The sequence below is a fragment of the Bacillus cereus group sp. BfR-BA-01331 genome, from assembly GCF_022663915.1.
Lineage (GTDB): Bacteria > Bacillota > Bacilli > Bacillales > Bacillaceae_G > Bacillus_A > Bacillus_A mycoides.
This window is the reverse complement of sequence record NZ_JAKUGJ010000008.1, coordinates 183,001-195,497: the sequence shown is the minus strand read 5'-3', so window position 1 is coordinate 195,497 and position 12,497 is coordinate 183,001. Positions and strand designations below refer to the sequence as shown.

Sequence of the window (12,497 nt, the reverse complement as noted above, 5' to 3'; positions counted from 1 at the left end):
CTTTTTGTGTTGGGGCTCTTTTCATGAAACAAGCCCGTTTTTAGGAGTGCCAAGCTTCCGATTTGCCCTGAAAACATAATATAAATGGAATCCCCTCATTTAGAGCAAGACGATCTTGTTATGAATGATACTAAAGGAGGAATAGAGTAATGGGCGAAAAGTGTGAACACAGACATGATGATTGCGACCGCAGACGTGGGTGCGGAGGCGGCTTTGCGCTTCTAATCGTATTGTTTATTTTATTAATCATTATCGGTGCTAGCTGCTTCGGCGGAGGCGGCGGTTCTTGTGGTTACGGCGGTTATGGTGGCTATGGCGGCGGCTATGGTGGATATTGCTGCTAATTATTTAAAAACTATTGAAAATAGCCTTGTGCAATATGCACAAGGCTATTTTATTCATAGTTTAACATGCTGTGACAGTTTGTTAATGTAAAGAGATCGGATTAAGAGGAAGAAAATAATCTCGATAATCCCGAAGAAAGTAAGTACGATGAAGGCCTCTTTTAGTAATGAGAAAGAAAACATGCTTTGTAAAAACTTAATTGCAAATACTGTATGAATACCCGCGATGATATAAGGAACGAAAAATAAAATTCCTAATTGAATCGTTGCAGAACGAAACATTTCGGATTCCGTCAATCCAAGCTTTGTAATCGTAATATACTTCTGTTTTTCACTTGTTAAGTCATTATACATACGGAAATATAAAACGCTAGCTGCACCGATAAAGAAAATAAAGCCGAGAAATGCCCAAATAAAGAAATTCGCAATTGCATGTTCTTTACCGTGAACTAGTTCATCAGTAGCCGTATATATGTAGAAAGGAACTTGCGCTTTCTCTTCTTTATGTTTTTCGTAGAACTCACGTGCATCATCACCAATAGCACGTAACATATTTTTTGTTGGAACCATTGCATTTTCCCAGTTTTCTACGAAGTAGTTATAGATTACGGTCGTTTTAATATGAGGAATCATATCGTCAAAAACATAATCTTGTACAACAATTAAATGGGGGAATGCAAAGGATGGTTCTATCCCTTTATTAATAAATCCTTTAATATGAAATTCTTTTTTATTAGATCCGAGTGCAATTGTATCTTGTTTTGCAAATGGGTTTGAGACAAGATTTAAAAGCTCTGGCGAATGGCGGGAAATAATATAAACTTCTGTAGAATCAAGAGTGATTTCCGGGCGCTTCAATTGTTTAGCAATTGTATTATAATCACTCATTTTCATAAGTAAAATATCTTTTTTCGATGCTGTGTCTTTTAATACTGTAAACTTATATTTCTTGTATTCAAAATTGGCACTCGTAAGCTCAGTTTCAATTGTAGTAATATGCTTTTGTTCAAGGTAATTGTCACTTTCTGATGTATACGTAAAGGGGACAGGATATTGCGTTAGTACGGATGCTTTCGTATTGTTATTAGCAGCAAACAACCCAATAATAATTGTAAATGCAAGTGCAGATAACATGGAAACGATAAAAAGTACATTAATATTACTACGAGTACGAGCAACCAAATCTGAAATCCATAACATATTTATTTGTTTCATATAAAACTTTCTTCGTTTTTTTAAAATGAAGATGAAGAGAAGAAATGTTTGTGAAAAGAAAAAATATGTCCCGATGACTACGAGTGGCAAAATAGATAATATTATAAAGAATACAGATCCATTTTGTACATTTTTTTCCGTTACATAGCCTTGCGGATAACCAGCAATATAATAACATAGTCCTAAACAAGTTAAGGCAAACAATGAGATTATTATAGATGGTCTTTTTTCTTCCGTTTCTTTTTTAGAAACTTTAATTAGTCGAATAGTTTTACGAGTACGAATGAACATCGGTGTAAATGTAGAAACGATGAAAAATAAAATAATAAAAGTTACTGTTGTGACGATAATTGCCTTTGTGGGCCAATATAAGTAGAGGCCTTTCGCACCTGTTAATTTAGAAGTAACTAGTAAGAAAAAGTTAGAAAACACTAGTCCGCCTTGTATACCAACAAAAATAGCTAGTATTCCAATTATCATATTTTCAGTAAATAAAAGTCGCTTTAATTGTTTTTTTGATATACCAAGAACGGTTAATACCCCGAATTGTTGCTTCCTTACATTTAAAAATGTTCCAAGTGAATAAAGCAGGAAGAAGAATGAGAACAAGACAATGACAAACTGGGCTGAACCAGCTAAGTTCATCAGGGTATCTCGTTCTTGATAGCTCTGAATATTTTGTAGGCGCGGATGATATGAATAGACAGCAAATGAAAAGAAAACCATTATAGAAAAAGCACTACTTACAAAATAAGCAAAATATGCTTTAGAATTACGTGAGACATTTTTAAATGCAAATTGCCAAAACGTCATCCACGCCTTCCTCCTAATAATGCTAAAACATCTAATATTTCTTGATAAAACTTCTCGCGATATAGTCCGCGGTGTAATTCATTGTAAAGCCCACCATCTTTAATGAAAATAACGCGGTTACAATAGCTTGCTGCAAATGGATCGTGCGTAACCATTAAAATTGTGGCATCCTCTTCTTTATTTAATTTCGTAAATAGCTCCATTACATCAATTGCTGCTTTCGAATCTAAGTTTCCTGTTGGTTCATCGGCAAGTAGAAGTGAAGGATGATGAATAACAGCACGTGCTACTGCAGTACGCTGCGCTTGTCCTCCAGAAACTTCAAAAATACGCTTGTCCAAAATATGATCAATTCCAAGCTTTTTTGAAATGTTATCAAGCTTTTCGTCCATTTCTTTTAAAGGAACATTATCTAACGTTAAAGGGAGTACGATATTTTCACCGATTGTTAGTGTATCTAGCAGGTTAAAGTTTTGAAAAACAAACCCTAACTCTTGGCGGCGGAAAATAGCTAGTTTCTCTCTACGAAATGTGTGCGGTTTTTTTCCATTAATCACGACATCACCAGAAGTAGGGGAGTCAATTGTAGAGATAACGTTTAAAAATGTAGATTTACCGCTACCAGATGGTCCCATGATAGCAACAAATTCTCCTTTATCTACATGTAAATTTATATTTTTTAAAGCAGTATGAGGGACCTTTCCTTCATACACTTTTGAGACGTTTTTTATGTGTAATACTTCTTCCATAATAATCACCTTTCTATTTTTAAAACTTAATATGTTGTGATAATTTTTGCATATAAAAGGAACGAATTAAAAGGAAAAAGATAATTTCAACCGTTCCAAAGATTACAAGTACAACTGTAATCTCAGCGAATAATGATAGATGTAATATCTCTTGTAACATCTTTGTCGCAAACATCGTATGGATCGATGCCATAATGTAAGGAACAAAGAAAAGAATCGCAAGTTGAATTGTAGCGGATTGTTTCATTTCGACTTCTGTTAAACCGATTTTTGTAATCGTTATATACTTTTCTTGCTCATTTGTTAAATCTGTATACATCCGGAAGTAAAGAACACTGCCAGCTCCGATAAAGAAAATAACACCTAGGAAAGTACCAATTAAGAAAAACGAAGCAACATTTAATTTTGTTTTGTATAGAGAATCGCTCGCTTCACTTGCATGAAACGGTGGATGTTCTGCCTGAATAGCTGCATTGTCATTATCAATTTTTGTTATAAATGCTGAACCGATATTATGTGCCTTTTCCCAATCTGGAACTTTGAAGCTATATACACTCATCTGTTTTGAAGCGGTTGATAAGGCTTCTACATTTTCATCAGATAGTACGAGTAATTGGTATATTAAGCTGTTTGGGAAGGGGTTATAACTTTTATATTCTTTCACTTGTAGTTGTAAATTGTTTTGAGTAAGTGGAAGAGTATTTTTCTTTTCTTTAGTATGAATTGTTCCAATAACTTGATCGTCTAAGTCTTTCATAAGAATATAAGATTCATTCTTATTCACCGTGAGAGTTTCCCAGCTTAATGCTTTAGCAAGTACATTATAGTCACTTTGTTTAATGGCATAATAGAGCTGTGTGTTATCTTCAGCTGAAGATACTTCATATATGTCTGTTTTAAATTTTGTATAAGTAAAGTGCTCTTCATTAAATTTTTGCTCTAACCAGTTTAAATGCTCATCAGCTAACGTATTTTCAGTATGTGATAAATAAGTAAACGGGAAAGGGTTTTGCCTTATTTCATCAAACTTTGTGAATTTCCCAAACCCATATAAGAATGTAATCATTGTAAAAGCGAGTGTCGATAACATCGTCACGATAAAGAGCATGTTAATATTTGTCCGAATCCGAGTTGCTAAATCAGAAACCCAAAGCATGTTAATACGTTTCATATAAAATTTTCTTCTCGTCTTTAATATGCGAATGAGTAAGAAGCTAATTTGTGAGAAGAAAAAATATGTCCCAGCTGCAGCAAGTGATGGGATGACAAATATACAGGAGGCAGCGTACAAAAGCCCAGCGATATCTCCTAGTGACATAAAATATAGTGGGTTAGCTGCTAAAACATATCCAGATATTAAACATATCGCACCAAAGAGAGAGATGAGTACAGATGCTTTTCTTTCTTTTTCTTTTGTTCCTTCTTTTAAAAGACGTACAGCTTTTCTCGTACGGATTAGCATCGGTGTAAAAGATGAGACGAGAATGAAGAGTCCAAGAAAGATAATTATAGTTAAAACGATAGCAGTTGTAGGCCACCAATATAAATATAAACCAGGCACATGCGTAATTTTGGCGGTAACTAATAAAAAGAACTGTGAAAAGACAAGGCCAAATTGAATGCCGAAAAATATGGATAGGCCACCAATTAGCATGTTTTCTAGAAATACGAGCCTCTTTAATTGCTTTGGAGATATGCCAAGTACTGTTAAAATCCCGAACTGTTTTTTTCGTACTTTTAAGAAAGTACCGATTGAATATAGTAAAAAGAAAAATGAAAAGAATACAATGACAACTTCTGAGATTGTCATTAATATGTTCAGAGCAGCATTCACGCCTGTCATATGCAATTTAGGATGAAATAAATAAACTGCAAACGAGAAAAAAATTGCAATGGAAAACGCACTGCTTACAAAATAGGCGAAATAAGCTCTGGCGTTCCGCGTCACGTTTTTAAATGCAAATTGCCAAAATGTCATTCACCTAAACCTCCTAATAGAGTTAATGTGAAAGGAGTATGAGGAGGGTCCGCATACTCTTTTCATAAAGCTCACCTTTTGCTTATTTAAAACTTAATATGTTGCGATAATTTTTGCATATAAAGTGAACGAATTAATAGGAAAAAGATAATCTCAACCGTTCCAAAAATCACAAGTACAACCGTAATTTCAGCGAACAATGATAAGTTAATAATATCTTGCAACATCTTTGTCGCAAACATCGTATGAATAGAAGCCATAATGTATGGAACGAAAAATAAGATTCCAAGTTGAATGGTCGCTGAACGCTTCATTTCTGATTCTGTTAAGCCAATTTTCGTAATCGTTACATATTTTTCTTGCTCGTTTGTTAAATCTGTATACATACGGAAGTACAGTACACTACCAGCTCCAATAAAGAAAATGATCCCAAGGAATGTACCAATGAGGAAGTAGGAAGCACTTCCGGATTTGATTCTGTATAAAGAGTTACCTGATTCAAAAATACGAACGAGAGATCCTTCGTGCTTGATACTCGCGCGGTCTTTATCTGCTCGTTTTACAAACTCATCAGCAATAGCATATGTATTCTCCCAGTTTTCTACGTTGTAATTATAGACTGTCACATGTTTAGTGTTAGTTGGTAAATTGTTAACGGCAGAATCAGATAAGACTAATGTTTCATAAGCAAAAGTAGAAGGGAGGGTATTATCTATTTTGATCCCTTTTATTTGTAGCTTATAATTTGTATTAGCGAGTGTAATATGTGTTCTATTGTAATTTGGATCGAATGCACTAAACAATGGGACATATGCCGCTCCAGATAATACATATGTTTCATTCTCATTTATAAATAGTTTTTGTAATTGTAATGACGTAGCGAGCTTATTATAGTCACTTTGCTTTATGGCATATGTGTCATAATAAATTTCTGTATTATTTTTCGCTTCTACAGGCGTAGCGTATAAATCTACTTTAATTTTGTCGTAAGAGAATTGCCCATCTTCTAATTGTTTTTCTAGCCAATTTAAGTGCTGGGAAGTAAATGGATTCTCATCAAATGAGAAATATGAAAATGCGAATGGTGAATTTCGTTCAACATCAAGTTTCATAAATTTCCCGAACCCATATAAAAATGTAATCATCGTAAAAGCAATTGTAGATAGCATTGCCACAACGAAAAGCATATTAATATTTGATCGAATGCGGCTAGCTAAATCAGAAATCCAGAGCATATTAATACGCTTCATATAAAAATTCCGTCTCTTTTTCAACAGGTGAATGAGCAAGAAACTAATTTGCGAAAAGAAGAAATATGTTCCGATTGAAACGAGTGCCGGAATGACGAAAATACTTGAAAGCATATAAACCATTCCTATTTGTGGGCTTATTGATACGAAATATATTGGTTTGCTCGCTAAAGCGTAGCCACCTATTAAACAGATAGCACCAAATAGAGAGATAAATATGGATGGTTTTCTTTCCTTTTGTTTCCCAGCATTAGTTTTTAAAAGGTTTACCGTCTTTTTCGTACGAATTAGCATAGGTGTAAATGAAGATACAGCGATAAAGAGACCAAGAAACACAATCGTTGTTAAAATGAAAGCATTCGTAGGGATATATAAATATATCCCTGGTAGATGTGTAATTTTCGCTGTTACTAATAAGAAAAACTGCGAAAAGACAAGTCCAAACTGCATACCGAAAAAGATAGATAACATACCAATTAACATATTTTCAGTGAAAACGAGTCGATGTAATTGCTTTTTTGATATACCTAAAATAGATAAAATACCAAATTGCTTTTTACGAACTTTTAAAAACGATCCGATTGAATAGAGTAGAAAAAAGAACGAGAACAAAACAATAACAACTTCTGAAAAAATCATTAATCCTGAAACTTCAGAGATCATATTGGAATTTTGTAATTTCGGATGAAATAAATAAACAGCAAACGAAAAGAAAACAGCAATGGAAAAGGAACTGCTTAAAAAATAGGCAAAATAAGCTCTTGAGTTGCGCGTTACATTTTTAAATGCAAACTGCCAAAATGTCATAATATATGCCTCCCGTTAGCAGGCCGATATGTAGTCTTATTGCAAAAAATGTATGAGAGTGAGATCTCATACATTTTGCTAGCATATGTTACGATCATGCTTCGGTCACCTTCTCCGTGTTTTCTGCTTGATTGTTTGCAGCGTTGTGGAAGATGATTTTAATCGTCGTTCCTTTACCAACTTCAGAGTCTAGTTTCACAGAGTGACCTAAATAATCACAAATTTTACTTACAATATAAAGCCCCATACCGGTAGATTCTCCGAATGCACGACCATTTTTCCCAGTGTAAAAAGGTTCAAATACTCTTCGAATATCTTCTTGCGGAATACCAACGCCTTCGTCACGAACTTCCAAAATAATATCTTTACCATTGCGATAAGCGGATAAGAAAACTTTCTTTCCGCGCTCACCAGAGTAGCGAACTGCATTTGTCATTAACTGATAAATGATGAACTTTAGCCATTTCGCATCAGAAGCAACTTTTAAATCTGAATGAACTTCTAAAACGGGGAAGACCCCGTTTCGAATGAATAATTCTTTCAATCCGTTAATATTTTTTGTCACAGCATCTTTTAATGAAATCGTCTCAACATGGAAGTCTTCATGGAAGTTGTTTAACCTTGCCATATATAAAGCCATATCGAGTCCTTGATTTAATCGTTCTAATTCTTTTTTGAATTTTGGGATTAAATGTTCATCTTCCATTTCAAGCACCATAAGCTGCATAACAGAAACAGGCGTTTTCATTTGATGTACCCAATGATTAATAAATAACTGGTGTTCTTGCTGCTTTACTTCGAATGTTTGTAGGTCTTTTTGGAATAGACGATATTGCGTACGAACGAGCTCGTTTACACCGTGTGGCATAGGAGCAGTTGCTCTTTCAATAAACGCATCTTCCAGTTTCTCTGGTGGTTCACTTAATCTGTGATACATTCTACGGTTACGAACGTAACGATAAGCGAGAAAACAGATGAATAAGTATAAGCTTAAAACGATGAAGTAAAACTTATTATTTTGAAATCCGTCTACTGCATCATAAAGAACGAAAATGATTCCGAAGTTTAATACATATAGTAGGAAAAATGCAAAATGATCACGTAAAAATAACTTCATGCTTATTCACTCCAAGTTGCGTTAAAACGATATCCAAGTCCACGTACTGTTTCAATAGCATTTTCAATACCAAGCTCATTGAACTTTTTACGAAGACGCGTGATGTTTACGTTTAATGTATTTTCCTCAACGAAGCTTTCGTCGTCCCAAAGAGCGGCTAGTAAATCTTCACGACTCGCTGTACGCGGGAATTTAGATAATAACATTTCTGCTAAAATAGCTTCTTTCTTCGTTAAAAGAACTTGCTCAGCGCCGAAATGAATTTCTGGACGCTCAGGGAATAGTTTTAGTCCTTCAACTTCAACGATACGTTCAGAAATATTTGGTGCATAATCACCATAAATACGGCGTAATTGACCTTTGATTTTCGCCATTACAACGTCATAGTGGAACGGCTTCGTAATATAATCGTCCGCACCGCTTTCAATCGCCATAATTTGTTCCATTTCACCAGCACGTGCCGAAATGAAAATAATTGGACAAGTAGATTCATGACGGATTTGACGGCACCAGTAGAAACCATCGAATTTTGGTAAGTTTACATCAAGTAAAACAAGATGTGGTTTCACTGCGTTAAACGATTCCATAATATCATCGAAGTTCTCCGCAACAACAGCATCATAGCCATATTTTTGAATGTGAGATTGTAGTAATGATGAAATATTTGGATCGTCTTCAACGATTAAAATTTTATACATATGTATATTCCTCCTAAAAAAAACAATTGTAGCTATAGTGTACCATGTGTTTCTCGTCTTTTCATTATGTTGAAATATAAGCTAGGTAACAGTATAGGTTAAAAGTGAGAAAAGTAAAAAGTATTATAGAGATAATTGAATTTATTTTCCTTTTAAATAGATGAAACTTCATAAAAAGTAATATATTTTTTATGAAATTTGGAACTTTATTTTGCTTACTGTCCAATATATAGTGAGAACATCGTTAAGGAGGGGGTACTACTTGGCAAGTAATGAAGATATGCATATCTGGATAGAACGTTTATTAAAAGGCGATGAGGAGGCTTTTGAATTTATATTTGATTTAACGAGTCAGAGAATATATGAAACTGTCTTCGCTATAGTTAAGAATCGGCATGATACAAATGAAATCGTAAATGAAATTTATTTTCAACTTTGGAAATCTATTTCGACATATGATCAATCTAGACCGTTTTTATTTTGGTTGAATGGAATTGTTTACAAACAGATTAGTCAGTGGAGAAAAAATATATGGAAGAGGATGCGCTTATTTGAAAAACAACAATTAAGTGATGATCCAGTTGTAGAAGTTCCAGAAAGAGTATTAATAAGAAAAGAAACAGAAGAGCAGTTATTAATGGTGATACAAGAACTTCCATTTAAATTTAGAATAGTAATCGTGTATCGCTTTTACCACGATTATACGTATGAAGAAATTGCAGAACTATTACAAATCCCTATAGGAACAGTAAGGTCTAGAATTCACAGAGCGTTAGAAAAAATTCGGAATCAATCTAGCATAGAAATAGATGAGGAGGAATCTAATTCAAATGTCGTTTTCAAATGAATTTAAAAAAGCAATGAAACAAGAGGTCCCTAAAGAAGTTAAAGAGCATGCTTATCAATCCTTTAGTCAAATGTATAAAAAAGATAGCAAAAAGAAAACGAAAAAGAAATTATTAATAGCGGGTTTAATAGCGGCTGTTATTATACCGACGAGTACAATGGCATTAAACAATTCTTATTTTGCAAAGCCAGAGGTAAAGTTAAATGAAATGATTGGTGAAGAAGTTAAAAAGGATGCTGCGAATGGGAAGTCTATACAGTTAAACGAAAAAGTAGTGGATAATGGTATTACTCTTCATGTAAAAGAAATGTTAATTCAAGATGCTAAAATACTTGTTTACTATCGATTTGAACAACAAGATGGATCGCTTGTTCCTTATAAATTTAATACAACTGGGCTCGATATTACATCTGATGGTAAAGAAGACGGGAAACAAGTAGAGAGCCCGCATTATAAAAATAAGAAATTTAATGCTGTCCAATATTTGCATTTTCTTAGTAACACGCATATGGATAATTATCAAAAAGATCGTATTGGTAATCCGGATGCAATAGAGAATAGTACATTGTATTTAACGAATCAAGCGGGGGAAAGTTTTGAGACGGTTTTAGCTGATCATGATAAACCAGAGGGAGTAATGGTTTTTGAACCGTTAGAAGGTGAAAAATTCCCAGAGCTTTTATTTATAAATATTAATATTAACAGAGTTGGAGGAACGGAAGGAACTTGGACAACGAAAATTCCAGTGGACATGGCGCATAAAACTGTCCAGAAGGATTCTACAAAGAGTGAGTAATTTCTTACTCTATTTAATGGAATCCGAACTGGGTGCGTGAAAGCATGATTAGTTATTGGTTAGATGAATTCGGAACGATAGTAGGTATGTCCTTTATTATAAGTTTGATTATCTTTTGGATTTCTTCGTTTGTTAATAAAATGATAAAAATTAAAAGAAGCTCTTCCTTTGCTAGAAGAGCTTCTTTTAATTTTTATCACGCGTATTTCTTACATCTTTACAGTTTTACTCTATAAAGTAATTGACGTAGGTCAAAAGTGAAAAAAGTAAAAAGGGCCTTATATATAATTGACAATTGACTGAAATCATTTTAACATTTAGATAAATATCTAAATGTCTAATTATCGAAAGGAAGAAAGACATTGAATCAAGCATTTAAAGCATTAGCAGACCCGACAAGGCGAAAAATTTTAGACTTATTAAAAGAAGGCGATTTAACAGCTGGGGAAATTGCTGAACAATTCAATATGACGAAGCCAAGTATTTCTCATCATTTAAATGCACTTAAAAATGCTGAACTTATCCAAGATGAAAAAAGAGGACAATTCGTTATGTACTCTTTAAACACAACTGTATTTCAAGATTTATTGACTTGGGTGTTTACGTTTACGAATAAGGGGGAAGAGGGGAAATGAAAAAACATCTTTTCGCAATTATATTAATTCTTATAACTTGTATAGCTTGGGCGTTTGCTTGGCCGAATTTACCGGATACTATGATAATTCATTGGGGGACTGAAGGTGCGAATGGTTTTACTTCCAAGTTGAATGCAATGCTGTTGCTACTTGGAATTATGATTTTCACTTATATTTTACTAACAGTCACTCCTAAAATTGATCCTAAGAAAAAGAATTATGATAAGTTTTCTAGAAGTTATATGATAATGAATTATAGCGTATTAGTAGTATTATTTTTAGTAAACATGCTCGTAATTGGGGTGGGATTAGGTTATGACATTCCGATGAATAGTACACCGTATATTATTGTTGGTCTTTTATTTATAGTCATCGGCAACTATTTACCACAATGTAAACCAAACTACTTTGTAGGTATAAAAACACCTTGGACATTAAGTAACGAGGAAGTGTGGAGGAAGACGCATCGTTTTAGCGGAAAGGTTTTTGTAGTATTAGGAGTTATTATGATGTTAAGTATTTTTGCTCCAGCAGCATGGAAAGCATTCTTAATAATTGGGATTATTATTGGAGCAGTAGGACTAACGATGGGATATTCTTATGTCGCTTATAAAAAAGAACTAAAAATGTAGAACAAAGCTGCTTTTTCTTTCATGGAAAAGCAGCTTTGTTTTTTATAATTTCTTCAAAACCGGTATCCAAATTTCACTTTTGAAGTTTGGGGAGGTTACATCTTTCTGTTCATTCCACAATATTTCCGGTCCTTTCGCTAGTTCATAGTTTGAGGAAGGGAACCATTCGGAATAAATACGCCCCCATACATTTTGTAATGCATCAGGAAATGGACCGACAGCTTCAAATATAGCCCATGTTGAAGCTGCGACTTCTTTAAAATCAATTTCGTGTGTAAGGTTGTCTTCAATATACCGCATTGCCGCATTCATGTTTTTAAGTGAATCCATACTATGACCTCCTTTGTATATAGAATAGCAAGAATGAAATAGCTACATCCGACATTTCGTGCACAACTTTGTAGGATGCATTTTTAACCTTACAAAAATGTAATGTTCCTGTAAGGAGAATGAATGGATGGCATGATATCCCAATGTTATAGTAACAAAGTACTTTAGCTCATTAGGTTAAATTGTGATTCCTCTGCTTTTAGGCCTTACATAACTGTCATGTTTGTGTAAGAAACATCGATAGTGGCAAGAGTAGAGAGTGTATATAGTTGAAAATAGAGAATAG

Annotated in this window: 12 protein-coding genes; 5 read left to right on the top strand and 7 right to left on the bottom strand. The window is 34.0% G+C overall.

Features of this window, described 5'->3' with window-relative positions; translation table 11 throughout:
* The first annotated feature begins 149 nt into the window (after positions 1–149).
* Positions 150–344: a YjcZ family sporulation protein gene (locus tag MR155_RS17060; protein ID WP_219301123.1), complete on the top strand. Its 195-nt coding sequence runs from the start codon at positions 150–152 to the stop codon at positions 342–344.
* Positions 345–398: 54 nt separating this feature from the next.
* Here the strand turns inward: MR155_RS17060 and MR155_RS17055 are convergent, their stop codons facing one another.
* From MR155_RS17055 to MR155_RS17030, 6 genes are all read right to left on the bottom strand, one after another.
* Complete coding sequence (locus MR155_RS17055) at positions 399–2,372, bottom strand: FtsX-like permease family protein (protein WP_242310641.1); 1,974 nt, start codon at positions 2,370–2,372, stop codon at positions 399–401.
* Entirely contained in the window at positions 2,369–3,121 is a 753-nt protein-coding gene (locus MR155_RS17050) for an ABC transporter ATP-binding protein (RefSeq protein ID WP_000393251.1), read from the bottom strand. The genes MR155_RS17055 and MR155_RS17050 overlap by 4 nt, the downstream gene beginning before the upstream one ends.
* A 19-nt stretch (positions 3,122–3,140) precedes the next feature.
* Entirely contained in the window at positions 3,141–5,099 is a 1,959-nt protein-coding gene (locus MR155_RS17045; protein ID WP_242310639.1) for an FtsX-like permease family protein, read from the bottom strand.
* Positions 5,100–5,185: 86 nt separating this feature from the next.
* Positions 5,186–7,156: an FtsX-like permease family protein gene (locus tag MR155_RS17040; protein ID WP_219301126.1), complete on the bottom strand. Its 1,971-nt coding sequence runs from the start codon at positions 7,154–7,156 to the stop codon at positions 5,186–5,188.
* 94 nt (positions 7,157–7,250) lie between these two features.
* Positions 7,251–8,273 carry a sensor histidine kinase gene (locus MR155_RS17035; protein WP_002015836.1) on the bottom strand — a complete coding sequence of 341 codons (1,023 nt, stop codon included), beginning with the start codon at positions 8,271–8,273 and terminating at the stop codon, positions 7,251–7,253.
* Positions 8,274–8,275: 2 nt separating this feature from the next.
* Positions 8,276–8,971 (bottom strand): response regulator transcription factor, encoded by a 696-nt coding sequence (locus MR155_RS17030; RefSeq protein WP_000276730.1) that lies wholly within the window; start codon positions 8,969–8,971, stop codon positions 8,276–8,278.
* 262 nt (positions 8,972–9,233) lie between these two features.
* Between MR155_RS17030 and MR155_RS17025 the strand changes: the two genes are divergently transcribed.
* From MR155_RS17025 to MR155_RS17010, 4 genes are all read left to right on the top strand, one after another.
* Positions 9,234–9,818 carry a sigma-70 family RNA polymerase sigma factor gene (locus MR155_RS17025; RefSeq protein WP_219301127.1) on the top strand — a complete coding sequence of 195 codons (585 nt, stop codon included), beginning with the start codon at positions 9,234–9,236 and terminating at the stop codon, positions 9,816–9,818.
* The gene (locus tag MR155_RS17020; protein ID WP_219301128.1) at positions 9,802–10,614 is read left to right on the top strand and encodes a DUF4179 domain-containing protein; all 813 of its coding nucleotides are present in this window, start codon (positions 9,802–9,804) and stop codon (positions 10,612–10,614) included. Before MR155_RS17025 ends, MR155_RS17020 begins: the two co-directional genes overlap by 17 nt.
* A gap of 362 nt (positions 10,615–10,976) precedes the next feature.
* Positions 10,977–11,249, top strand: coding sequence for an autorepressor SdpR family transcription factor (locus tag MR155_RS17015; protein ID WP_002089211.1), 273 nt, complete (start codon positions 10,977–10,979; stop codon positions 11,247–11,249).
* Complete coding sequence (locus tag MR155_RS17010; RefSeq protein WP_242310637.1) at positions 11,246–11,881, top strand: SdpI family protein; 636 nt, start codon at positions 11,246–11,248, stop codon at positions 11,879–11,881. The genes MR155_RS17015 and MR155_RS17010 overlap by 4 nt, the downstream gene beginning before the upstream one ends.
* 42 nt (positions 11,882–11,923) lie before the next feature.
* On the opposite strand, the gene MR155_RS17005 is transcribed toward MR155_RS17010, so the two are convergent.
* Entirely contained in the window at positions 11,924–12,211 is a 288-nt protein-coding gene (locus tag MR155_RS17005) for a GyrI-like domain-containing protein (RefSeq protein ID WP_277958698.1), read from the bottom strand.
* Positions 12,212–12,497: the final 286 nt, after the last annotated feature.